24 protein-coding genes, 1 other RNA gene and 1 pseudogene are annotated in these 24393 nt (G+C 45.8%); 15 read left to right on the top strand and 11 right to left on the bottom strand.

The window, feature by feature from the left end:
- Nucleotide 1: 1 nt before the first annotated feature.
- The 3 genes and pseudogenes from H8K33_RS05505 to H8K33_RS20220 all read right to left on the bottom strand — a co-directional run.
- Nucleotides 2-421 carry an SRPBCC family protein gene (locus H8K33_RS05505; protein ID WP_186889992.1) on the bottom strand — a complete coding sequence of 140 codons (420 nt, stop codon included), beginning with the start codon at nucleotides 419-421 and terminating at the stop codon, nucleotides 2-4.
- Between the two features lie 14 nt (nucleotides 422-435).
- On the bottom strand, nucleotides 436-582 hold the full coding sequence (locus tag H8K33_RS19830; RefSeq protein ID WP_246443369.1) for a DUF2220 family protein: 147 nt from the start codon (nucleotides 580-582) through the stop codon (nucleotides 436-438).
- Nucleotides 558-1239: pseudogene (locus H8K33_RS20220) on the bottom strand (DUF3375 family protein); the annotation flags it as partial. The pseudogene H8K33_RS20220 and the gene H8K33_RS19830, both read right to left, overlap by 25 nt.
- Before the next feature lie 290 nt (nucleotides 1240-1529).
- On the opposite strand from H8K33_RS20220, the gene H8K33_RS05495 reads away from it, so the two are divergent.
- Complete coding sequence (locus H8K33_RS05495; protein ID WP_186889991.1) at nucleotides 1530-3740, top strand: DUF805 domain-containing protein; 2211 nt, start codon at nucleotides 1530-1532, stop codon at nucleotides 3738-3740.
- Between the two features lie 170 nt (nucleotides 3741-3910).
- Here the strand turns inward: H8K33_RS05495 and fic are convergent, their stop codons facing one another.
- A complete protein-coding gene (gene fic, locus H8K33_RS05490; protein ID WP_186889990.1) occupies nucleotides 3911-4516 on the bottom strand; it encodes a protein adenylyltransferase Fic in 606 nt (201 codons plus the stop codon).
- Between the two features lie 376 nt (nucleotides 4517-4892).
- On the opposite strand from fic, the gene H8K33_RS05485 reads away from it, so the two are divergent.
- A complete protein-coding gene (locus tag H8K33_RS05485) occupies nucleotides 4893-5453 on the top strand; it encodes a DUF4124 domain-containing protein (RefSeq protein ID WP_186889989.1) in 561 nt (186 codons plus the stop codon).
- A gap of 254 nt (nucleotides 5454-5707) precedes the next feature.
- On the opposite strand, the gene H8K33_RS05480 is transcribed toward H8K33_RS05485, so the two are convergent.
- On the bottom strand, nucleotides 5708-6082 hold the full coding sequence (locus H8K33_RS05480) for a site-specific integrase (RefSeq protein WP_186889988.1): 375 nt from the start codon (nucleotides 6080-6082) through the stop codon (nucleotides 5708-5710).
- Between the two features lie 99 nt (nucleotides 6083-6181).
- On the opposite strand from H8K33_RS05480, the gene H8K33_RS05475 reads away from it, so the two are divergent.
- The 3 genes from H8K33_RS05475 to H8K33_RS05465 all read left to right on the top strand — a co-directional run bounded on the left by H8K33_RS05475 (nucleotide 6182) and on the right by H8K33_RS05465 (nucleotide 7644).
- Complete coding sequence (locus tag H8K33_RS05475) at nucleotides 6182-6403, top strand: hypothetical protein (RefSeq protein WP_186889987.1); 222 nt, start codon at nucleotides 6182-6184, stop codon at nucleotides 6401-6403.
- Between the two features lie 261 nt (nucleotides 6404-6664).
- Nucleotides 6665-7138, top strand: a complete 474-nt coding sequence (locus tag H8K33_RS05470) for a lysozyme (RefSeq protein WP_186889986.1) — start codon at nucleotides 6665-6667, stop codon at nucleotides 7136-7138.
- On the top strand, nucleotides 7126-7644 hold the full coding sequence (locus H8K33_RS05465) for a hypothetical protein (RefSeq protein WP_186889985.1): 519 nt from the start codon (nucleotides 7126-7128) through the stop codon (nucleotides 7642-7644). Before H8K33_RS05470 ends, H8K33_RS05465 begins: the two co-directional genes overlap by 13 nt.
- On the opposite strand, the gene H8K33_RS05460 is transcribed toward H8K33_RS05465, so the two are convergent.
- The 6 genes from H8K33_RS05460 to ompA all read right to left on the bottom strand — a co-directional run bounded on the left by H8K33_RS05460 (nucleotide 7621) and on the right by ompA (nucleotide 11223).
- A complete protein-coding gene (locus H8K33_RS05460) occupies nucleotides 7621-8037 on the bottom strand; it encodes a type II toxin-antitoxin system HicB family antitoxin (protein ID WP_186889984.1) in 417 nt (138 codons plus the stop codon). The two genes, H8K33_RS05465 and H8K33_RS05460, sit on opposite strands and share 24 nt — an antisense overlap.
- A 61-nt stretch (nucleotides 8038-8098) precedes the next feature.
- Entirely contained in the window at nucleotides 8099-8275 is a 177-nt protein-coding gene (locus H8K33_RS05455) for a type II toxin-antitoxin system HicA family toxin (RefSeq protein ID WP_186889983.1), read from the bottom strand.
- A gap of 258 nt (nucleotides 8276-8533) precedes the next feature.
- Nucleotides 8534-8893: a transfer-messenger RNA gene (gene ssrA / locus H8K33_RS05450) on the bottom strand.
- Between the two features lie 83 nt (nucleotides 8894-8976).
- Entirely contained in the window at nucleotides 8977-9654 is a 678-nt protein-coding gene (locus tag H8K33_RS05445) for an HAD family hydrolase (RefSeq protein ID WP_186889982.1), read from the bottom strand.
- A complete protein-coding gene (ubiG, locus tag H8K33_RS05440; RefSeq protein WP_186889981.1) occupies nucleotides 9651-10376 on the bottom strand; it encodes a bifunctional 2-polyprenyl-6-hydroxyphenol methylase/3-demethylubiquinol 3-O-methyltransferase UbiG in 726 nt (241 codons plus the stop codon). Before ubiG ends, H8K33_RS05445 begins: the two co-directional genes overlap by 4 nt.
- A 175-nt stretch (nucleotides 10377-10551) precedes the next feature.
- Nucleotides 10552-11223, bottom strand: a complete 672-nt coding sequence (gene ompA, locus H8K33_RS05435) for an outer membrane protein OmpA (protein ID WP_186889980.1) — start codon at nucleotides 11221-11223, stop codon at nucleotides 10552-10554.
- A gap of 591 nt (nucleotides 11224-11814) precedes the next feature.
- Here ompA and gyrA point away from each other — a divergent pair.
- The 10 genes from gyrA (at nucleotide 11815) to lapB (ending at nucleotide 24227) form a co-directional block, all read left to right on the top strand.
- Nucleotides 11815-14466: a DNA gyrase subunit A gene (gyrA, locus tag H8K33_RS05430; RefSeq protein WP_186889979.1), complete on the top strand. Its 2652-nt coding sequence runs from the start codon at nucleotides 11815-11817 to the stop codon at nucleotides 14464-14466.
- Between the two features lie 143 nt (nucleotides 14467-14609).
- Complete coding sequence (gene serC, locus H8K33_RS05425; RefSeq protein ID WP_186889978.1) at nucleotides 14610-15716, top strand: 3-phosphoserine/phosphohydroxythreonine transaminase; 1107 nt, start codon at nucleotides 14610-14612, stop codon at nucleotides 15714-15716.
- Between the two features lie 180 nt (nucleotides 15717-15896).
- A complete protein-coding gene (gene pheA / locus H8K33_RS05420) occupies nucleotides 15897-16970 on the top strand; it encodes a prephenate dehydratase (RefSeq protein ID WP_186889977.1) in 1074 nt (357 codons plus the stop codon).
- A gap of 133 nt (nucleotides 16971-17103) precedes the next feature.
- Nucleotides 17104-18045: a prephenate dehydrogenase gene (locus H8K33_RS05415; protein ID WP_246443368.1), complete on the top strand. Its 942-nt coding sequence runs from the start codon at nucleotides 17104-17106 to the stop codon at nucleotides 18043-18045.
- 105 nt (nucleotides 18046-18150) lie between these two features.
- A complete protein-coding gene (gene aroA / locus H8K33_RS05410; protein ID WP_246443366.1) occupies nucleotides 18151-19488 on the top strand; it encodes a 3-phosphoshikimate 1-carboxyvinyltransferase in 1338 nt (445 codons plus the stop codon).
- Nucleotides 19485-20165, top strand: coding sequence for a (d)CMP kinase (gene cmk, locus H8K33_RS05405; protein ID WP_186889976.1), 681 nt, complete (start codon nucleotides 19485-19487; stop codon nucleotides 20163-20165). Before aroA ends, cmk begins: the two co-directional genes overlap by 4 nt.
- Nucleotides 20166-20418: 253 nt before the next feature.
- Nucleotides 20419-22140, top strand: a complete 1722-nt coding sequence (gene rpsA / locus H8K33_RS05400; protein WP_230408679.1) for a 30S ribosomal protein S1 — start codon at nucleotides 20419-20421, stop codon at nucleotides 22138-22140.
- A 20-nt stretch (nucleotides 22141-22160) separates the two neighbouring features.
- Nucleotides 22161-22466 (top strand): integration host factor subunit beta, encoded by a 306-nt coding sequence (locus H8K33_RS05395; protein ID WP_186889975.1) that lies wholly within the window; start codon nucleotides 22161-22163, stop codon nucleotides 22464-22466.
- Between the two features lie 219 nt (nucleotides 22467-22685).
- Nucleotides 22686-23012 (top strand): LapA family protein, encoded by a 327-nt coding sequence (locus H8K33_RS05390; RefSeq protein ID WP_186889974.1) that lies wholly within the window; start codon nucleotides 22686-22688, stop codon nucleotides 23010-23012.
- 39 nt (nucleotides 23013-23051) lie between these two features.
- Complete coding sequence (lapB, locus tag H8K33_RS05385; protein WP_186889973.1) at nucleotides 23052-24227, top strand: lipopolysaccharide assembly protein LapB; 1176 nt, start codon at nucleotides 23052-23054, stop codon at nucleotides 24225-24227.
- Nucleotides 24228-24393: the final 166 nt, after the last annotated feature.

The raw sequence follows: 24393 nt of genomic DNA, 5'->3' as shown, positions 1-24393 counted from the left end.
TCTAAACAAGCTGGGCGAGATTTTCTAAAATACTCGTCCAACCTTGGATCACGCTGGCTTCATACTCAATCCAAACCTCTTCATGTGTCAGATGTAAAACGCAGCCAGATTCTGTTTTGCTAATGTTTAGTGTGACATTGGTCGTCGGAAATGGATCACCGCCAAAACTAAATCTCAGGCAAGTTGGGCGTTCGATTGCTAGATAGATTCCGACGTGATCGACATCGACGCCATCGCGTGTTTCTATGATGCTGAATCTCCCGCCAAGTTTTGCATCGATCTCGACTTTTTTCATGATACCTGCCGGAGTGGCAAATAAAAATTTGCCCGCTTTTTGTGGGTCTAGCCAAGCATCAAAAACGGTTTCTTCAGAGGCTGAAAATTCACGTGATACTTCGATAGTGCAGGTGGTTAGCGTCATGTCGGGTCTCCTTTTTAAGCTTTTTGGATAATAGCGAGCGCTTCTAGTAAAGCACTAAAACGAACATGTTCTTGTTCCAAACGCAAATGATCTTGCAGATGATTCTCTTGCGGGCGCTTGAATAATTGCTCTTCTTTAACATGCCTTTCGCGCCGTCCCATAAGGTTATATGCTCATGCACCCGTCGATCTAAGCATCGGAAATTTTGCTCCACTTCACGAAAATCACTTAGTAATTCACGTGCTAGTTGGTTAAATTGTAGCAAGCGATCTTTCACTGCTGTATCGTCGAGTACCAGGATATCGCCGCTCTTGATGCGCGTCATCTACGCATCAATCTCATCGCGTTTTCTTTGTAGATCCAACAGGCGTTTGTCAGGGCCTGTTTCGCTGCCTTCTTGCATTTGTTTGAGTAGATCAAACAAGGTGAGCAGATGTGATTCCGTCCCAACAAAGCTGCGCTCCTGCAAACTCGCCAGCCAGTTAATCGATTTTTTCACTAGCAGAGCTAAGATTAAACTGCGCTTCATCCGAACCCGTCAAATAGAATTTGCGTAACCAGGCTTTATCATTACCCGTCCAATCATTTAAATACTCCAAGCCACGCTTAGGAAAAGCCTGTTCACCCAGTTGTTCACGTAAAACATAGAGATCATCTTCCAACATTTCGGCAAGATCGATGGCAGCAATCATGCGCACATTGGGAATAATAAAAACGCGCTGCAAGAAACTGGCAATCAAAGGCGCATGCGGTGAATTGAGTAAGCGCCAGGCGGGGTGATGAGTACGCAGGGTTTCTAGCGTGTGGTAGTCGAGCATGGTGCGAGTCAGGTCAAATAGGCATGAATGTAAGAACAAAAGAATACTAGCATTTGCCTTTGCTGAGAATGTCAATGAAGATACAGATTGATTGCGCTTCTGATACCCAACATGCCTTAAATTCAAGCGTATTTTTTATTGTGATCAGAACCACAAAATGGTGTTTATGGAAATTGTAAATTGACTTTTATGCATTGCAAATTTAAGATTTGATTTTATTTATTTTCTACCTGATCAATTGTTTGGTCGGGTGTGCAAATAGACACCTTCCTAATCGATTATTTGCACACATGACGACTTCAAATACGGCATTTCCCTCACTGTCAGAGAGCTTCGAACAAATCGTCGAAGCAGCTCAAGCTTCCGGTAACTTTAAGCCTTTGTGGTCGCGTTTTGTTAAGACGCGATTTTATGTTTCTATCGTCAGACATGCGGCAGAGTCGGCCACTGGCTTCGATTTATGGTTAAGCCATCATCCAGACAAAGCAGATAAATCAGTGCAGGTCGCTGAACAGAGGGATAGATTGCAAGTTGCCGGATCGTTTGAAATTATTAGTTTGTCGGGTGCTGATATCGTTAAGCGTGTTCCCGCTGGTGCTGCTATTTCTTTGGTATTGAATGGGCGCACTTTAGAAGTCGCAGCGACTAGGGTAGAGTGGCTTAGAAAAAGTTTACAAGCTTCTTTAGAGGCCGCCCAGAAAAAACAGATGAGTGTCGAGGTGCAGAAGGCGCAGGCCAACGTCAGTGAGAAAAACACGCCAAGCACCCAAGATTCTGTGAGCCGCAATGCTGGTTTGGCTGCATCTACACACGTAGCGTCAGCGTCATCAAGTAGGCAATTTCAGTTATCCGAGCCTGATTTGGGTAAGGCGCAGGCGGCAATGGAAATTAGGAGTTCAGGTTCTGCGATATCCAATGTAGAGCGAAAATCTGGGTTGTCTCTGGAAAATCAAAACGTGACTCCAGCGGCGGCTCGTACTACGAGCATTCCCGATATCGCTGAATTGAAGCCGCGCGAAGTGTTGCTGGAGGCATTAGGTTTAGAGATGTATGTGCCGACCAAATGGCGTGAAGTAAAAAACAAAAAGTCATTGAAGCTGACCGATGCTGAGACAAAAACTATCGTCGAGGTGAGTGGACTGTTAAGAGACAATACCTCCTTAGAAACATGGATGGCACAACGATTACCTCATGTTACGCAAGAGATGCCCTATTTGAAGCAAATGGGTGAGAGTTATGCAGTAAGTGGCACCAGTTGGCGTGGCAAAATTCAAGCGATGGCGACGGAGTTTCGCGGTCGTTTTTCTGGGGATGACGAAGACAGTATTTATTTGATTTGCTGTTACCGCACTGCTAGTAGTGTTATTGCGATTTGCATACGCGCTAAAGCTCAGGCTTTTGAGAAACAGCGTAGTGTGTTTCGTTGGTTGTTAGAGAAAGTCGATCTCAATGAGCCATTGCCAGAGTTTGATAATAATGGCGCGACAAAAAACTTTACACGTAGCGGTACTGTTGATTATGAAAGCTCGCTTGACTCGGCACCTGCAATGTTTTCTTTGTCGTTTTCTGGTCGCCTAGGTCGCTTGCGGTTTATTGTGTATTCATTTATGGCGATCTTGCCGCTGATGGTGTTGATGATCGGTATGGCGGTTGCCGGAGTCGAGTCGCTCGAAAACAAAATTGTCTTGCTGGTGATGGTGGGCGTTGTCATCTTTGTGATGCAATTACGACCTTTAGTGCTGCGCTTACATGATTTAAATTTAAGTGGAAAATGGATATTGCTGCCTTGTCTGTTTCCGTTTTTGGCGGGTGTGCTTGGTCGACCTGAATTGATAATTTTTAGCTCGATCACTTGGATAATTGGCTTTTTGGCTTTATGGTTTTTGCCAGGTAGTTCAGATAACAATGCCTACGGTTCGCCTTGCCCACCCAATTCGAAAGCGATCACGATCAGTGCGGTGTTACTTATTATTTTGACGGTGTTTGGAAACGCTAGTTACTATAAGGCGTACAAAGCAAAAAATGCAGAATTTTCGGCTGGTTCTACTAACTTAAATCAAAGCGGATATGGATTTACGCCAAAAGATCAGAGCTTTTCGATTAATTTTCCTAAAGCGCCGCAAGAAGATAATTTAACAAATTTGGGTAAGAATAGTGGCTTGAGTGGCGTTCAAATTTATAGCGTAGATAGTTTCACGCATAAATATGTGGTGCAGCGCATGAGTTTTCAGACTATACCCGCAGATAAATCTCAAGTGCTGGATAGATTTAGTGATGCCACGATGCAAAGCAATGGGGTGCAGCTCATTTCAGAGAACAAACTGAGAGTCAATGGTGTAGCTGCACGCGAGCTTCGCGTCAAGATATCGAATGGATCGTATCAAAATTATCGCTTCCTGTTTGCCAAAGCCGATTTGTTTATGTTGATGGTAGAAAGTACGCCGGGCAATGAAAATGCAACAGAGATCGAGGCTTTTTTAAATTCATTTGAAGCAAATTAGTATGCAAGCAAAAAGCCACCCGATGAATTGGTTGGTTTTTTAATGTGCGCCCAGCATGCGTGCACGCTTGAAGATGTAAGCCCTTCCGCAAGTTAACTTTTTTAGAGAAAATGTCAGTGCGAATATTGAAGGAATTTTTATCAATTGCTGCGTAGGGTTTGGCCTGTAGCTTACAAATCCTCAATATTGAATTCGCTATAACCTTCGTAGTAATAGCTAATATCAATACCTTTCATAAACACGGCGCGATCATCGATTCGGTCGGTGAGGGCGGGTTGTAGAAGGTGTTTTATCTCGACATCTTTCACCACACTGCGCTCCATTGCGGATAGGTAATCAGATTTGTCCACCGCATTCCAGTCAATGACGCGTTTGATCTCTTTTTTTAGGATCAAATCTAACCATATTCTTGTGGCGCGACCATTGCCTTCACGAAAAGGGTGGGCGATATTCATTTCGACGTATTTCTCAATGATTCGGTCGAAGCTGCTTTGCGGCATTTTGCTGATGTGCACTAAAGATGTTTCCAGATACATCAGTGGCGCAAAGCGAAAATTTCCTTTGGCGATATTGACGTCGCGTAATTTCCCAGCAAAATCATAAATCTCGCTAAACAAATAAGCGTGAATCTGAGCCAATCCATTGAAGGTGCCAACTTCTATGCGGTTGATGTCCCCGCTTTCAAATAATTGTTTGGCTTTTTGTTTGCTGATCTTTTCTTCGATTTTATTGAGTTCAAGCTGATTGGTGATGTGCAACTTATTGGGCAAAATCATCGTTTGCTCCTTCTATAGATACAGCCCTTGCGCTGTTTTTTACTTGTTTTTTTACTCTATACACTGTCAACAGCGATGTGTCATATCAGAAAGCGAAAGAATTTTTGAGCGGTTCTTATTAAAAAGCATTTTCAAGTGCTTAGCAAGAATATTCAGCGCATAAAAAATCCCAACCGATGATGGTTGGGATTTTAATCTTGGTGGAGTCGGCGGGAATCGAACCCGCGTTGTGGTCAATGTTTGTGCGGGTTTCAAGAGGGATGCTGTCATTTTGCTGTCATTCCAATTGTGTAACCCCTTACATTTAACCGATGATTGTTTGCGATCTGCGTGTAAAAATGCGATCATTCAAAGTCAATTGTTATGGGTTTGCGATATGAGTAAATTAGTTTTCGCCGTACTGTTGGTGGTATCCACTTCGGCCAGTGCACAGCTTTATAAATGTGAGAAGGACGGTAAGATTACAGTCGGTGATCAACCTTGTCCGAAAAGCTCAGTTGACCTTAATCCTCAAAAATTAATTATACCACCGCCCCCGAAACCCGTTACACAGGCCTCGTCGTCGCCAGAATCAAGACTTAAATTTTATAATTGCTCTTACAACGATAAATCTTTGAAACCGTGCTTACCCGACAATCCTGTCAAAGTTTCCGTCAAGAACGCCGCTATTTTGCAATGTGTAGCGAGTCTAAAGTCGGGATTGAAAGACCCGCATAGCGCAAAGATATTGAAAGCCGTTCGGGGTGCGCCCGACACGATCAAAGGTGAGTTGGTTCGTTATTATTGGGTTGATATCAATGCGAAAAACTCTTTTGGAGCATTCGCCGGACCGACCGCTTACGCCTGTTTGATGAATGCCGACGAGTCAAAGCTTCTCTTTGCGGGTACCGACATTGAAGCGGCCAAGATGACCGACCCTATACCAAATTTACCTTAAAATTAGACGCCAATCTAAATTCTGATGTGGATCCTTCGTTTTCCTGTTCATATAAGCGTCTTCGATTGTCGTTTCGAATTGTCCCCAAAATTCACCGTTCCAACACTGGTAACCCGTCTCGTATTGGATTGTCGGGTGCCGCACGTTGTAAATTGCCTGTTCGCCTGGCACGGTGACTTTGCCGCTAAACCATTTTGAGAAGCTTAGAATTTCTTTTGTTTTGGTTAGAACTAGATTTGTCATTTTCAATACCTCTATCCTGAATTTTTAATTATATCGCCGGTGGTATTGTTTCCAAAAATCGCCTCGGCTTTACTACCTGCCGATTTGTCCGCGTCGGGCATCCATTTACCATAGATGCGCGCAATCATGGTCCAGTCGCGGTGTCCCATTTGTTTAGCGACCCACATCGGGTGTTCACCTGCTGAGAGCATCATTGACGCGTAAGTGTGGCGAGTTTGGTAGGGGTTTCGATATCGAACTTTGGTGCGTTTAAGCACAGGTTGGAACATCGTTTTGCGGATCGATTGATCACCTGTCCACCGTTCGCCCGTCACCGTGTTTTGAAATACTTCTTTATTTTTTAAATATGTATATTGCTTCTGATTTAGTAGTGCATCACGCGCCATATCGAGCAACTTGACTTCCCGAGTACCGGCGATGGTCTTCGTCGTCTCGGCTTAACGTGTCGTTGCCCTCGGTGAGACAACAAATTTCGATCACATCATATGAGTAATCTGTACGCAATTTTCAAAGACCTGCTGCCGAAAACGCCTTTGCTCGTCGGCGTAGTGGTTTCGACGCAGGTTGGAGGATGCACGATTCAATTGCCAACAGGCGGTTTCATTTTCGCGCGTGGCAATGCTTCGCAAGGATCAAGTGTGTTTGTCAGAGATAACGTGATCGAGGGGGCTGCACCGGCTCTATCGGTCGAAATAATCGACGTTTAAGGACAAGCCGATGCAAGACGACTACGGAAATCAGATACCCACGCTTCCCCAAATGTGGGATCGAATGAATGAATTTCAAAAGGAGTTAAAGATCAATTCCGAAGCAACTTCGCGGATTGAGAACAACACCGCAGAGCTAATTCAAACTTTTCACGATTTTAAAGGTGCGTTTCGAGTCCTATCGTGGATCGGTAAGCTCGCAATTCCGTTCACCGCCATTATTGCTTTGTACATCACGATCAAATCGGGGATAACTCCAAAATGAGCGACGGTTCGACATATAAAGAACAGCTTATAAAAAAGATTGGCGCCACCGCCGTAGCGATGCTAGTCCCTATGGTGATGATGTTGGAGGGTGGTGTTTTCCGCACGTATAAGGACCCCATCGGCATTTTGACTTCCTGCTACGGCCACACCGGACCAGAACTGAAACTAGGGCAGAAGTTCACCAAGGCGCAATGTGAAGATCAGCTATATGCAGACTTACTAAAACATGCGGACGACATCGATTGTGTCAAAGTCCCTATGAGTTTGGGGCAAACAGTCGCTTACATATCGTTCTCGTACAACGTCGGTAAAAAGAAATTTTGCGAATCTACGTTGGTCAAATTGGCGAACACCGGTGACAAAGTCGGTTCGTGTAATCAAATGTCACGTTGGATTTACGCCGCCGGTAAAGCACTCGCGGGGTTGGTGGAACGGCGAAGAATTGAAAGGGCGGTATGTCTAAGTTGAATGAATTAGTCACAAATGTGATCTGCGTGTCTGTTGCCGTCGTACTCGGCTATTTCGCTGGCGAGTATCACGCAGGAAAAGCGTTCGAATTTGAAAAAATAAAACTCAATAACGCGGCCACTGAAAAATACAACAAACTTGTCGCAGATACCAACAAAGCACAGTCCGATTCAAAAGAGCGGATCAAGGAATTAGAAACCGACGCCGAAAGGGTGGAATTAAATGCAAAAATCAATATCGCTAATATGCGTTCTGATGTGCGCAATCGCGTTGTCAGGGTGTTCGTCCCAGTCTCTTCGTGTAGTGCAAACCCCATTTCCGGAGATTTCACCCTTGTCCCCGACAATGGTCAAGCGCGAGCCGAACTATTGCCGGAGACTGTTCTCGATCTTATCGACATCGCAGCCGATGCTAACAAAGAAGTGCGACGAACCAACCTCTGTATCGACCAATACAACGAAGTAAAGTCGATGCTTGATAAGTTACGCAACAACAAAGTCGAGTGATTTACCTAGTTGTTTGAATGCACTATCGAGGGTGTCGATTTTTGTCGCATGGTCAAGTTTCATGATCCGGTTCACGTTTTGGGGCGATGACTCCAACCGGCGCGCAAGTTCTGCTGCCGACACGCCTTGTGCAATCATTTCATTAAGCAACGCAACTTTCACTGAAATTGAGAACGGCAAGGGAATTAAAACTTCGCCGGTGCACCTACCGGATGGGGTAGGGACCGACCGTCGATCCTCAAAATAAAACTCCATTGCTGTGATTAACGCGTCCTGGGCGTTCTCTTTTGCCTCGATCTCGTCGCGTCCTTGCGTCAACGCCTCCGGTATATCGCGGAAAGTTACAGTAATTAAGCCCAATTCATCGCGGGTAAATAAAGCAGGATATTGCATTTTCAGTTCCTTTACATAGGGAATTGTGGGGTAAGGCTCTAACCCCCTTTCGGGGGCGCTCCTATTTAAGCCCAAGTTGTTTTTTAATCGCTTCCACCAATCCGGTTCCTAACTCTTCTGATGGATGCCTGTTTAGGGTTGACTGCTTACCGTTTGCGTAGAGTTTTAAGTGTTTGGTTCCATTCTTAATTTCTACACCTTGTTTTCGCAGCCACCTTACAAACTCACTTTGTTTCACCGTACCCCCTTGTGTTGTTTACGATGAAGACAGTATAAACATTTTTGTTTATGTTTGCAAGCTTTTTCTAAACTTTTTTGTTTATATTTTTAAGTGGGTTATTTTGGACGACGAAAATAAAAAACCGCAGAGTGAATAGTTCACCGTGCGGTTTTTAAATGCTGTCATTATGTTGTCATTCCAAGCCCTAAACAGCCCCAAAACACCCCATTTTAATGACAACCGTAATTTCTAACTCATTGATTTTAAATAAAAAATTGGTGGAGTCGGCGGGAATCGAACCCGCGTCCAAGAGCACTCTACAGACAGTTCTACATACTTAGTGCTGCCATTTAATTTAATCTTGACGACGCGGACGCACACGCTGCGGCAAAACGAGTTACCTATTATTTAGTCCAAAGCTAAGTAACCCAACTTGAGACGATTCCCTATAAATGACTCTAAGCTGTTACCAGCCCGCCCTAGGGAAGAAGCGGTTAAGAGCTAGCGAGCAATTAAGCTGCTAATGCGTACGAGTTATCGTTTGCAGTTATATATTTCAGATTGTATTTACGAGGTAGTCTGGCCTCGGTATGCCCTGCTCTGCTTTGCAACCCCTGTCGAAACCAGGTCGACCCCAAAGCGGTACTAAGTATACTCTAAATGAGGCAGCTGCTCCAAGTTTCAAGCCCTTAATTCCCCATATAATTTCAAGAGGTCACTTAGGCTGCTTGAGTTTGTAATATTTTGCCTCGGACAAGTTCTAATAATTCCAAGGGCGAATCTAGTATGGCGTCGGCTTTCCAGTGTGTTGGTTCCATTGCGCCACAATAGCCCCAAGCTGCCGCGATACTCGTCATATTTGCTGCTTGTGCCGCTTGGATGTCACGCAAATCATCGCCTACGTACCAACATTCAGACGGTGAAATCTGAATTCTTCTTGCTGCTTCTAAGAGTGGCTCCGGATGTGGTTTTGCGTGTGCAGTTGTATCGCCAGAAATAACGCAGGCAGCATTCTCTAGGCCGATCTGTGGAATCAGAGGCGTGGTGAAGCGTTCTGCTTTATTGGTAATAATGCCCCAGGTGACGTGTAATTGATCAAGTCCATGCAGCAATTCTTTAACTCCGGAAAATAATTTGCTGTGAACCGCAATTGCCGATTCATAGTTAGCAAGGAACTCCAAGCGCATATCTTCATATTCTGGATGTTCAGGCGGAATTTGAAATCCTGCGCCAATCAGTCCGCGCGCGCCAGCCGAGGCAAATGGACGTAAGCTAAGATAAGGGGCGGCATCTAAGTTCCGCTTGATACGCATTAAGTTAACGGCTGCGGCTAAATCGGGTGCGGTATCGGCCAGAGTACCATCGAGATCGAATAAAACTGCTTTTGGAGTAATCATAATGGACGAGTGCAAGCGACTAAGTAATTGACGCTGGTATCTTGATTCAGCGAGTAAATTTTGGTTAAAGGGTTGTAACTCATGCCCTTCATCGCATCGACGATGAGTCCGGCATTGCGGATGTCCTGGGTTAATTCCGCAGGGGTGATGAATTTTTCGTAATCATGCGTTCCCTTGGGCAGCATTTGTAATACATATTCGGCGCCAATAATGGCGAATAAATAAGCTTTCGGATTGCGATTGATGGTGGAGAAAAACACTTTTCCACCGGGCTTGACCAATTTTGTACATGCGCGGATTACGGATGCGGGATCGGGGACATGTTCTAGCATTTCCATGCAAGTCACGATATCGTATTGTCCAGCCTCTCGTTCTGCCATGTCTTCAGCGGCAATTTTTTCATAGCGCACTTGAATACCTGATTCTAGGCTATGCAGATCCGCGACTTTGAGTGCTTTATCCGATAAATCGATACCAGTCACATCGGCTTTTTTCTTTGCCATTGACTCGGCTAAAATCCCGCCGCCGCAACCTATGTCGATCACTTTCTTGCCGGATAAAGGTGCTAAATTGTTAATCCATTCAAGTCTTAAAGGATTGATTTCGTGTAAAGGTTTAAATTCTGAACTTGGATCCCACCAGCGATGTGCCAAATCGCTGAATTTTTGAATTTCAGAGGGATCGACATTGGTACTTTCAGTTTTTGACGAGATGATGGACATGAGAATTCTTCGTGGTATTTTGAGTTGCTAAAATTAAGCGTCATTCTAGATTAAATATGGATAGAAGTTGATTTCACCAGTGTTTGCTGCAAAAGAAATTTGTACTTTTTTAAAATCCATAAAAAAACCCGCCGAAGCGGGTTTTAATTTAAGTAGTACTTAATTTACTTAAGAATTACTTGTTGATTGTACGTGTGCCAACGACTTCGATTTCAACGCGACGGTTTTTAGCGCGACCGTCTTTAGTCTTGTTATCAGCAACTGGTTGTTTTTCGCCTTTGCCTTCAGAGAAAACACGCTTTGCATCGATGCCGCGACTAATGATGTAAGCCTTCACTGCTTCAGAACGACGGATAGACAATTTTTGATTGTATTCGTCAGTACCTACAGAATCAGTGTGACCAACAGCAACGATCACTTCCAAGTTGACGTCTTTTAATTTAGAAGCCATATCATCTAATTTCACTTTAGCTTCTGGTTTCAAGATTGCTTTGTCGAAATCAAAGAAGGCATCAGCAGCAAAAGTAACTTTTTCAGATGTTGGAACTGGTGCCGGCGCTGGTGGCGCTGGTGGTGGCGGCGGCGGAGCAACTGGTGCAGGTGGCGCTGGAGGTGCTGGTGGCGCAGGTGGAACTAAAGGTAAATCACATCCTGCTACTGCATCAGCAGGTGTGTAGTATCCAGTGCGCCAGCACAAACCAAACGGATCGCGAACGATAATGCCACGTGCATCCTGCACATATGCGCTATATGGTGTATTTGCTTTGATATCAGTAATCGTTTGAGCAGATGCCGAAAATGAGGCAACGGCCGATGCTGCAATCGCGAGCTTAACTAAAAGTTTCATATATTTTTCCTCGGTTGAGAATAATCGCAGGTGAACTGCGTTAAAAGATGCAAAAGTGCAAGATACAAAATCTGTAACAGTAGAATTTTATCACGTGCTCGATGACAACAGTATGACTGTCATAGCAGAAATCTTCTAAATTGAAGAACAGTCTTGTGCAATGCGACAGGAAGAGTTTGCCACAAGTCCACTTTATCGGATTGATTTAGCTTAGTCGCTGATCGGACTCTATCGTTTTTATGTCTTATTTTGGCAACAGGGCATGAGCTTTGCATTTTAACGACAAAACCGTAGTTTTTTACGACAGATTTATGAAGGATAGGTTTGAATTTATTCGACAGCTTTCAAGTGTCTATTTCACCCATATTTTTCGAACTATAAAAACGCTGATCGCATATGGTAGCCGTGCTAAAATGAGCAGTTGAATACTAAATCGCGCAAAAAACAGGTTTCATGTTTGCCAAAATTTAGTTAACAGATGCAGGACTTCCGCCAGCCTAGTGCTGGCTTGTTATTTTAACCAAGCTTGCTGCTGTATTTTTAAGCACCTAATTAGGCATTTAGTAAGCACTTAGACAAGTCTGACCGCCAATGGATCAATTCGCAAAAGAAACACTCCCGATTTCCCTTGAAGAAGAAATGCGCAAGAGCTATCTCGATTACGCCATGAGCGTTATCGTAGGCCGTGCTTTGCCGGACGTGCGTGATGGTTTAAAGCCTGTGCATAGACGCGTTTTGTTCGCAATGCACGAAATGAATAACGTCTACAACCGCCCATTCGTGAAATGTGCGCGTGTGGTCGGTGAAGTCATGGGTAAGTATCACCCGCATGGTGATGCCTCGATTTATGACACACTAGTGCGTATGGCGCAGGACTTTTCTTTGCGTTACACACTGGTTGATGGTCAGGGTAACTTCGGTTCTGTCGATGGCGATAATGCGGCGGCGATGCGTTATACCGAGTGCCGCTTGGATAAGATCGCGAATGAAATTCTGGCGGATATCGACAAAGAAACCGTCGATTTCGTGCCTAATTACGACGGTAAAGAAAAAGAACCATCTGTATTGCCAACGCGTATTCCGAATCTGTTGATTAACGGTTCGTCTGGTATTGCGGTCGGTATGGCGACGAATATCCCGCCACACAATATTACTGAAATCATCAATGGTGCTCTGCATGTTTTGCGGAATCCAGAATGTACGATTGATGAGTTGATCGAAATCATTCCTGCACCCGATTTTCCAACCGCTGGTTTGATCTACGGCGTATCCGGTGTGCGTGATGGTTATCGCACAGGTCGTGGTCGCGTAGTAATGCGCGCTAAGACGCACTTTGAAGAGTTTGGTAAAGAAGGTCGTACCGCGATCATCGTGGATGAGTTGCCATACCAAGTCAATAAAAAATCCTTGCTAGAGCGTATCGCGGAAAACGTACGTGATAAAAAGCTCGAAGGTATTTCTGATATTCGCGATGAATCCGATAAATCGGGTATGCGCGTTGTGATCGAATTGAAGCGTGGTGAAGTGCCAGAAGTGGTCTTGAATAATTTGTACAAACAAACGCAATTGCAAGATACGTTTGGTATGAATATGGTCGCGCTGGTCAACGGCCAGCCGAAGTTGTTGAATCTGAAGCAAATGCTGGAATGCTTCTTGTCGCATCGTCGCGAAGTGGTCACACGCCGTACGGTGTTTGAATTGCGCAAAGCCCGTGACCGTGGTCACGTGTTAGAAGGTCTGGCTGTTGCCTTGGCGAACATCGACGATTTTATCGCGATTATTAAAGCTGCACCAACGCCACCGTTAGCTAAAGTTGAATTGATGAACCGCGCTTGGGATAGCTCCATGGTACGCGAGATGTTGACGCGTACGGCTGCGGATAATCCGGGCGGTATCGAAGCATTCCGTCCAGAGAGCTTGCCTAAGCATTACGGTATTCAAACTGACGGCCTGTATAAGTTGTCTGACGATCAGGCGCAAGAAATTTTGCAAATGCGTTTGCAACGTTTGACCGGTCTGGAACAAGATAAGATTGTTAATGAATATAAAGACGTCATGGCAGAGATCGCTGATCTCTTGGATATTTTGTCCAAGCCAGAGCGCGTCACTGTCATCATTACAGACGAAATGACAGCATGCATGAACGAATACGGCATCGGCAATAAAGATGCACGTCGTTCAGAAATCGTCTTGAATGCGACGGATTTGGAAACAGAAGATTTGATTACACCGGTCGATATGGTCGTGACCTTATCGCATACCGGTTATATGAAATCACAGCCTTTGTCCGAATACCGTGCGCAAAAACGCGGCGGTCGCGGTAAGCAAGCGACAGCGACTAAAGATGATGACTGGATCGAACAATTGTTTGTCGCGAATACCCACGATTACATCTTGTGCTTCTCGAATCGTGGCCGTTTGTATTGGTTGAAAGTCTGGGAAGTGCCACAAGGTTCACGCAATTCACGCGGCAAGCCGATTGTGAATATGTTCCCATTGCAAGATGGTGAAAAAATTACGGTGATCTTGCCATTGTCTGGCGACAACCGTACTTTCCCTGAAGATCATTACATCTTCATGGCGACTAGTTTAGGTACGGTCAAGAAAACCGCATTGAATGATTTCAGTAATCCACGTAAGGCCGGCATTATTGCGGTTGATTTGGATGACGGTGACTTCCTGATCGGTGCAGCGCTGACCGATGGTAAGCACGATGTGATGTTGTTCTCCGACTCTGGTAAAGCAGTGCGCTTTGATGAAAACGATGTGCGTCCTATGGGTCGTACAGCACGCGGTGTACGCGGTATGAATCTGGAAGAAGGTCAACAGGTTATTGCCTTGCTGGTCGCAGAAAATGAACAGCAATCTGTGTTGACCGCAACTGAAAACGGCTTCGGTAAGCGTACCCCGATTACTGAGTACACACGTCATGGTCGCGGCACTAAAGGCATGATCGCGATTCAGACTTCTGAACGTAACGGCAAAGTCGTTGCCGCAACGCTGGTCGAGCCAACCGATGAAATTATGTTGATCACGACTGGTGGCGTATTAATCCGTACTCGTGTTTCTGAAATACGCGAGATGGGTCGTGCGACACAAGGCGTGACTTTGATCGCGGTGGAAGATGGTACTAAGCTCTCTGGTCTGCAACGTATTGTTGAAACCGATGCCGATCCAGAAGCTATAGATGGTGGTGACGCAAGCGGTGGCGAAGCAAGCGGTGATGCAGCTGTAGAAGAATAATCGTAGGGAGGGCACGCTTTATGTGCCCACGCATTACGGTTAATTATTTCGGAAAATATTTATGTAAGATGTCCGACCCTGATCGGACGCGTGGGCACGAAAACCGTGCCCACCCTAGGTTTTAATACAACGGTTTGAAGACCATGACTACGATCTACAATTTCTCTGCCGGCCCAGCCGTGTTACCAAAAGAAGTCTTGCAACAAGCAGCAAGTGAGATGTTGGATTGGCATGGTAGCGGTATGTCGGTGATGGAAATGAGTCATCGTGGCCCGGAATTCATGTCGATATTAGCGCAAGCACAAGCCGATTTGCGTGAATTGCTGAACGTACCTGCTAACTACAAAATCTTGTTTTTGCAAGGTGGTGGCCTAGGTGAAAACGCAATCGTTCCTTTGAATCTGGTAGGGCGGAAAGCGCAGTCAGCGACCATTGATTTTATCCACACAGGTTCATGGAGTGGTAAGTCGATCAAGGAAGCGAAAAAGTACGCGAATGTGAACGTTGCCGCTTCCAGTGAAAGCGCTGGTTTCAACGGTGTGCCAGATCCTTCTACCTGGAATTTAAGCAAAGACGCCGCTTACGTGCATCTCTGCACGAATGAAACTATCGACGGCGTTGAATACCATTTTGTGCCCGATGTGGCGCAGCAAACCAATGGCGCATCCTTGGTGGCGGATATGTCCTCGCACATTTTGTCGCGCGTGATTGATGTATCGAAATATGGCGTGATTTTTGGCGGCGCTCAGAAAAATATTGGCCCCGCAGGTTTGACCTTGGTCATTGTGCGTGAAGATTTACTCGGTTTGGCTTTACCAATTTGTCCTTCGGCATTTGACTGGAAAATCATTGCAGACAATGATTCCATGTACAACACGCCACCAACGTATTCCATTTACATCGCAGGTTTAGTTTTCCAGTGGCTGAAACGTCAAGGCGGCGTGGCTGCGATGGAGCAAAAGAATATTGCCAAAGCAGATTTGCTTTACGATTATTTAGACAGCACAGATTTTTATGTCACCCGTGTAGCAAAAGAATTTCGTTCGCGCATGAATGTGCCGTTTTATCTGAAAGACGAATCCTTAAATGCAACATTTTTGGCAACGGCAAAAGAGCGTGGTTTATTGCAGCTGAAAGGGCATAAGTCAGTCGGTGGTATGCGCGCCTCGATTTATAATGCAATGCCGATTGAAGGTGTGCAGGCCTTGGTGGCGTTTATGGCAGATTTTGCAGGTGCAAATGGTCGATGAGATTCGTCCAATAAAATAATCGAAATCATCAGCCCTTTCTTCGCATGGTATCCACCATCACCTAGAAACCGTGGTGCTGATGAATCAAGTCACAAGCTTGAATAAGATTGAGCATATTATTTAAATTTTTCAATTGCACGTGGCGTGTGGTTGATCTAAAAACGGTTTTTAGGTTTTCAAATGAACGACAATAAATTACTCCCACTCAGAGAAAAAATTGATGCGATTGATGCAGCGATTTTGGAATTGCTGAATCAGCGCGCTAGTGTTGCGCAAGAAGTTGGTCACGTTAAGGCGGAAACTAATGCACCGGTTTTTCGACCTGAGCGCGAAGCGCAAGTTTTGCGTAATATGGCCGCGAAAAATACGGGGCCTCTGCTTAACGACGATATCCAATTGATTTTTCGTGAAGTGATGTCAGCTTGCCGCGCTTTAGAGCGCCGTGTCGTGGTGGCATTTCTCGGTCCTGTTGGTACATTCAGCGAACAAGCTGTCTACAAACAATTCGGTCACGCGATCGAAGCTTTGCCATGTATTTCTATTGATGAAGTGTTTCGTGCGACCGAAGCTGGCACTGCTGATTTTGGTGTTGTTCCTATCGAAAATTCTTCCGAAGGTGCGATTAATCGCACTTTGGATTTGCTGTTGCAAACAAGCTTGGCAATCAGTGGCGAAGTGGCAATTCCAGTTCAGCATAGTTTGATGAGTAAGTCCGGCACTATGGAAGGTGTGACCCGCATTTGTGCGCACTCACAAGCCTTGGCGCAATGTCAGGCTTGGCTCAATCAACATTTTCCGCATGTCGAACGTCAGGCAGTCGCATCGAATGCAGAAGCGGCGCGTATGGCAAGTGCTGATTACAGCGTCGCTGCCATTGCGAGTGAGATCGCTGGTCATCAATATAATCTCGGTATCGTTAGTGCGCATATTCAGGATGATCCGCATAACCGTACGCGTTTTGCTGTGGTCGGGCGCTTGAATACGACGCCAAGCGGTAAAGACCAGACTTCCATTGTTTTAGCGACGCCAAATAAGGCGGGAGCCGTGTATAACTTGCTTGCACCATTGTCTAAGCATGGCGTTTCCATGACGCGTTTTGAATCACGCCCGGCGCGCACTGGTAATTGGGAATATTATTTCTATGTCGATGTCGAGGGACATGCGATGGATGCCAAGGTGAAAGCTGCTATGGATGAGCTGAATCAGGATGCGGCGTTTTTTAAGATCTTGGGATCGTATCCTTGTACTGTCTGAGTGCTGATTCTGTCATTCCCGCGCAGGCGGGAATCTAGTGGCGTTCGCTGATCAAGCAAAGACACTGGGCTCCTGCCTTCGCAGGAGCGACAAAAAAATAGTTTATCGTTTCAAAAGCATTTGAATTGACACAATGATGGAAAACCAAGCGACTCCAGTGACTCATGCGCGTCCACTTTTTAATAAACTTGTCTTGATCGGCGTTGGTCTGATCGGTGGCTCTTTTGCTTTGTCTTTGAAAAAAGCGAAAGCAGTGACACATATTGTTGGCTTAGATCGACATTTGACTTCTTTGGAAACCGCAAAGCGACTCGGACTCATCGACAGTTTTACCGACGATATCGCATCTGCTGTCATCGATGCGGATTTGATCGTGATCGCCACACCAGTTGCGCAGACTACGAAAATACTCAGTGCGATTTATTCGCATTTGCAAGCGCACACCATCGTGACCGATGTTGGAAGCACGAAAGCCGATGTGGTGCTTGCTGCGCGAAATTCATTGCGAGAAAAAATCTCGCAATTTGTACCAGCTCATCCGATTGCGGGACGTGAAAAAAATGGTCCGGAAGCGGCGATTGATGATTTGTATATTGGCAAAAAAGTCGTGATCACACGCCTCGCAGAAAATACTGATCGAGTCGTCGAGTTGCTTGCTCAGGCGTGGAGTACATGCGGTGCGATCATTCATCATCTGAGTCCTAAGGAACACGATCAAGTCTTTGCCTCAGTTAGTCATTTACCGCATTTGTTGGCGTATGCGCTAGTCGACGACATCGCTGCGAAGCCACACGCTGATCGCTTGTTTCAATATGCGGCAAGCGGGTTCCGCGACTTCACACGAATTGCGGGATCTTCGCCAGAAATGTGGCGAGATATTAGTCTGGCGAATCGCGATGCGATTTTGGAGGAGTTAGATTCCTATAGCGTCAAGTTAAATCAATTGCGAACGAGTTTAGTAGCGAGTGATAGCGCGGCTTTAGAAGCGATCTATAGTCGTGCACAAACAGCGCGGGTGAACTGGATCTCGGCAATTGAAGCGGCAGAGGCGCAGAATAAAGACGGCGGTGATTAAGCGGATTTGAGTAGGGTGCGCCATGCGCACCAAACCTATGAGAAAACGGTGCGCATGGCGCACCCTACCTAGATAAAATTAGTTAGTAAATTATTGAGAAAGAGCATGAAAGATCACAGCAAGCAATACCCACATCACCTCGATTTACATCCAGTCATGAAAGTGCAAGGCACAGTGCGCTTGCCCGGCTCCAAAAGTATTTCAAATCGCATTCTATTACTAGCTGCCTTATCCAAAGGCACAACACAGATCCACGATTTGCTGGCATCTGATGACACGATGGTGATGTTGAATGCTTTGCAAAAACTCGGTGTACATTGGACGCAAGAGGGTGACTCGCATAATTACACTGTGACTGGTGCAAACGGTGCTTTTCCAAATCATCATGCCGATTTGTTTATGGGGAATGCGGGTACCGCAATTCGTCCCTTAGTCGCGGCACTGGCAGTTTTAGGTGGTGATTACACCGTGCATGGCGTGGCGCGTATGCATGAACGTCCGATTGGTGATTTGGTCGATGCGTTAAATGCTGTTGGTGCACAGATTGATTACACCGGCAATCCCGGTTATCCGCCTTTGCATATCAAGCGCGGTCATATTCATGCGCAACAGATGCAAGTAAAGGGCAATGTTTCCAGTCAATTTTTAACTGCCTTGCTCATGGCGTCACCGCTCGCCGCGCATCATAGTGATGTTGTGATTGAGGTCGTTGGTGATTTGATTTCTAAACCTTATATCGAAATCACCTTGAATTTGATGGCGCGTTTTGGGGTAGAAGTTGTGCGAGATGGTTGGCAGCGATTTACGATCAAAGCTGGTCAGCATTATGTGTCGCCGGGTGTCGTGTATGTGGAAGGGGATGCCTCGTCTGCTTCTTATTTCTTAGCAGCTGGTGCGATTGCAGGCGGTTCGATTCGGGTCGAGGGCGTTGGTAAAAATAGCATACAAGGCGATGTTCGTTTTGCGGAAGCTTTGGAAAAAATGGGCGCTAAAATCACCATGGGTGATAACTGGATAGAAGCAGAAACGCAGGGCGCACTGCAAGCTATTGATATGGATTTTAACCACATTCCCGATGCCGCCATGACAATCGCAATCGCTGCTTTGTATGCGAACGGCACGACAACTTTGCGCAATATTGAAAGCTGGCGTGTTAAAGAGACAGACCGTATTGTGGCAATGGCAACGGAATTGCGCAAACTTGGTGCAATCGTTGAGGAAGGTCAAGACTTTATGAGCGTCACGCCACCCGCAGAACTTGCGCCAGCGACGATAGATACTTATGATGATCACAGAATGGCGATGTGCTTTTCTTTGGCGACCTTGGATGGCGTTGCGCGCCGTGGTGCTTCAATGAGGATTAATGATCCTAAGTGTGTTGCCAAGACTTTTCCTGATTTCTTCGAAGCTTTTGTTAAGATCAAACACGAGGATTTATTTTGAACGGTTCCAATCAATTTCCCGTCATTAGCATTGATGGTCCGACCGCTTCCGGTAAAGGGACCGTAGCGCATCGTGTCGCCAAACAATTGGGATTTCATTACCTCGATTCTGGCGCGCTCTATCGTTTAACCGCCTTGTCGGCGATACGCCACGGCATCGACTTGTGGGAGGAGCAACAAATTGCCGATCTGGCACGTGTGTTGCCATGTCGTTTTGAAAAAGGCCATGTTTTCCTCGCTGGTGACGATGTCACGGATGCAGTGAGGCAAGAAGTGATAGGCGTGGCGGCTTCAAAAATTGCGGTTTTGCCATTGGTGCGCAAAGCTTTAGTGGAGTTGCAAGTATCATTTCGTCAAGCCCCAGGTTTAGTCGCAGATGGTCGCGATATGGGCACGGTAATCTTCCCCGATGCTATTCAAAAGGTTTTTTTGACAGCAAGTGTGGAAGCGCGTGCAAATCGTCGCTATAAGCAATTGATTGAAAAGGGTTTTCCTGCTAATATGGAAGACTTGGTAAAAGATTTGGCAGAACGTGATGCTCGCGACATGGCTCGCACAGAAGCGCCTCTCAAACCCGCACCAGGCGCGTTCTTACTCGATACGTCTCATATCACTGCGAATGAAGCAGTGCATCAGATACTCAGTCTCTACGCTAGTGTATTAAGGGAAGCTCGATAAATCCAATTGTGGGGCGCATTGCGTTGTCGCTTTTCCTCGCAGTACTTTAGTACTGCTCCGGGAAGCGCCTAGCACTGCATCCCCAAAATTGAATTTCTAGAGTTCCCTAGAGAACTTCGCAAATTTAGATCGTCTGCTAGCTTTGTTGAAGTTTCTTGTTTCGTTCCCATTGCGATGCAAATCAAAAATGGGGTTGTTTAACCCAACCCGGTAAATAGACCTTTTGTCCTATTCCGGCTAACCCGTAAATATTATGTCTACTGTATTCATGACTCAAGATTTCGCAACTGGTGCTGACAGCTTTGCAGCATTGTTCGAAGAATCTTTATCCCGCCAAGATATGCGCTCTGGCGAAGTGATTTCTGCTGAAGTCGTTCGCATCGACCACAACTTCGTGATCGTTAATGCTGGCCTCAAATCAGAAGCCTTCATCCCTGTTGAAGAATTCAAAAACGACCAAGGTGAATTGGAAGTTAACATCGGTGATTTCGTATCCGTAGCGATCGAATCATTGGAAAATGGTTTCGGCGACACAATCTTGTCCCGCGACAAAGCAAAACGTTTGGCATCATGGCTCGCGCTCGAAAAAGCGCTGGAGTCTGGCGAAATGGTGGTTGGTACAGTTAATGGTAAAGTTAAAGGTGGTTTGACTGTTCTCACGAACGGCATCCGCGCTTTCTTGCCAGGTTCTTTGGTTGATACACGCCCAGTTAAGGATACAACTCCTTACGAAGGCAAGACTATGGAATTTAAAGTTATCAAGCTCGACCGTAAGCGTAACAACGTTGTGTTGTCACGTCGTGCAGTTGTTGAAGCTTCTATGGGTGAAGAACGTCAGAAATTGATGGAAAACCTGAAAGAAGGCACAGTGGTTACTGGCTTGGTTAAAAACATCACTGACTACGGTGCGTTCGTTGATTTGGGCGGCATCGATGGTTTGTTGCACATCACTGATTTGGCATGGCGTCGTGTGCGTCACCCATCTGAAGTTCTTACAGTTGGTCAAGAAATCACTGCGAAGATCCTCAAATTTGATCAAGAGAAAAACCGTGTGTCCCTGGGCGTTAAGCAATTGGGCGACGATCCTTGGACAGGTTTGGCACGTCGTTACCCAGCAAACACACGTTTGTTCGGTAAAGTAACGAACCTCACTGACTACGGTGCGTTCGTTGAAGTCGAGCAAGGTATCGAAGGTTTGGTCCACGTTTCAGAAATGGATTGGACAAACAAAAACGTTGCGCCAAACAAAGTTGTTCAATTGGGCGACGAAGTTGAAGTTATGGTTCTGGAAATCGACGAAGAACGTCGTCGTATCAGCTTGGGCATGAAACAATGCAAAGCAAATCCATGGGATGACTTCTCCTTGAACTTCAAAAAAGGCGACAAAGTTAAAGGCGCGATCAAGTCTATCACTGACTTCGGCGTGTTCATTGGCTTGACAGGCAACATCGATGGTTTGGTGCATTTGTCTGATTTGTCTTGGAACGAAACAGGCGAAGAAGCAGTTCGTCGCTTCAAGAAAGGTGACGAGTTGGAAGCCATCGTATTGGCGATCGACGTTGAGCGTGAGCGCGTTTCCTTAGGCGTTAAACAATTGGAAGGCGACCCATTCAACAACTACTGCGCAATGAACGACAAAGGCGCATTGGTCACTGGTACAGTGAAGTCTGTTGAAGCTAAAGGTGCAGTAATCCAATTGGCTGACGAAGTTGAAGGCTATTTGCGTGCATCAGAAATTTCCCGCGATCGCGTGGAAGATGCTGGTACACACTTGAAAGTTGGCGACACAGTTGAGGCTTTGGTATTGAATATCGACCGCAAAGCACGTGGTATCCAATTGTCTATCAAGGCAAAAGATTCCGCTGATACACAAGAAGCAATGCAAAAAATGTCATCAGCTGTTGACTCCAATGCAGCTTCTGGCACAACAAGCCTCGGTGCTTTGTTGAAAGCTAAGCTCGATAACAAAAACTAAGCAACGACTAGGCCTTATCTATGACCAAGTCAGAGCTAATTGCTCGTCTGGCTGAGCGGTATCCACAACTAGTAGCTAAAGATGTGGATATCGCCGTCAAAACTATTTTGGACGCGATGTCGGATGCATTGGCTACTGGTCAACGCATAGAAATTCGCGGCTTTGGTAGTTTCGCTTTAAATAGCCGTCCACCACGGATTGGTCGTAATCCTAAATCTGGTGACAAAGTGATGGTGCCCGAAAAACGGGTACCGCATTTCAAACCAGGTAAAGAATTGCGCGAACGGGTAGATGCGACAGTCGGCCAGCCCATACTGCATGATTAGTATGCGTAGTGTGGAAAAAAGTGAGTAATTTGCACTAAGAAAACAAAACGGCATAAGGGATTTCCCGATATGCCGTTTTTTTTCACGTACAATTTCATTTGTTGAATCATTGTTTTGCGTATCTTGATGAATCAGTATTGATAGATAAACTGATTTGTAAGAATGTACCGCTTTGATTGCTATTTATAATTTAGGCAAATTAGGCGAATTAGGTTAACTATGAAAATTATTTCTAAATTTATTTGGCTGCTGGTATTTATCGCCTTTTTAGGCTTTGCGCTGAAAAACGATAAAATCGTGACACTCGAGTATTTCTGGGGCTATCAACAATCGGCACCTTTGGTGATTCTGTTGCTGTGTTTTTTTGTTGCTGGTGCCGTATTCTGCCTGCTGGCGATGGCACCGATGGTGTTCCGTCATCGTCGTGATATTTCACGTCATAAAAAGACGATTGCAGAGATCGAAAAAGAACGTCAGATTGAACAGGCGACAGCAAATCAGGCGCCGACGCCAGATGCGATTCCTAATGTCATTCGCAATTCTTAAATCTTAATCTTTAATCCTCCCCCACTGAGACCCGTCACTATGGAATTTGAAATCTGGTGGTTACTAGGTATTCCTCTCTTTTTTAGCTTAGGTTGGATCGCTGCACGGGTTGATATTCGTCAGTTAATTTCCGAATCGAGCAGCCTGCCGAAAGGCTATTTTAAAGGTTTAAATTTTTTGCTCAACGAGCAACCCGATAAAGCGATTGATGCTTTTATCGAAATTTTGAAGCTTAATCCTGAGACCGTCGAATTGCATTTTGCGCTTGGTAATTTATTCCGTCGTCGTGGCGAAACCGAACGCGCAATTCGTGTCCATCAAAATTTATTGTCGCGTCCGGACTTGCCGATAGAGCAGCAAACGCAGGCGATGTTTGAATTGGGGCAGGATTATCTGAAAGCCGGTTTATTAGACCGTGCTGAAGAAACTTTTAATCAACTCGTCGCAGGACAATATGCGATTCCAGCACGTAAGGCTTTGTTGGAAATCTATCAAAAGGAAAAAGAATGGCTGCGCGCGATTGATGCTGCTCATGCTTTGCAAGAGTCGGGCGCAGGTGGTCGGCAAAAAGAGATCGCTCAGTTTTACTGTGAGATCGCGCAGGATGAATTAGTGCATACGCATCCAGAAGCTGCGATGACGATGTTGGATAAAGCGATTGCCACTGACCGCCATAACGTGCGTGCAGCGATTTTGACAGGTGATATTCACTTGGCAAAAGGTGATGTGGAGCAAGCGGTATTGGCTTGGCGCAGAGTCGAGCAGCAAAGCGTGCCGCATGTGGCTTTGGTGGCGCAACGCTTGATGGATGGTTATCGCAAACTAGAGCGCCCGCATGAAGGTTTGAACTTGTTGAAATCCTACATGGCAGAAACCCCCTCGATTGATTTGCTGGAGGTGGTGTTTAAGGCGACGCTAGAGTTGGAAACGGCGGCTGACGCCAATCAATTAGTGGGTAATGAATTGCGCCGTACCCCGACCTTACTTGGCTTGGATAAGTTGCTCGATGCGCGCATGTTGGTCGCGCCGCCAGAGGTATTGCCGGAGTTGTCCATCGTCAAAACGCTAGTGAGTGGTTATGCCCAAAAATTTACGCGTTACCAATGCACGCATTGCGGCTTTAAAGCGCGGCAATTCTATTGGCAATGTCCGGGTTGCAGCAAGTGGGAAACTTACCCACCGCGCCGGACTGAAGAACTGAATGTAATGAATTAAGTGTGACGAATTGAGCTTATGTATGGCGACAAGATAAAAACTTAGCCGCAGAGGCGCAGAGGACGCAGAGGGGATTTCGATTTTATCGCCTTTCTCCGCGTGCTCTGCGCCTCTGCGGTTTGGCTTTTCGCATGTAAGGCTCATACTCTTTTTAAAGGAATTGTTC

The sequence above is a fragment of the Affinundibacterium amnicola genome, assembly GCF_014284275.1.
Lineage (GTDB): Bacteria > Pseudomonadota > Gammaproteobacteria > Burkholderiales > Burkholderiaceae_D > Undibacterium > Undibacterium amnicola.
The sequence above is the reverse complement of the archived record's forward strand: the minus strand, read 5'-3'. Positions and strand labels throughout refer to the sequence as shown.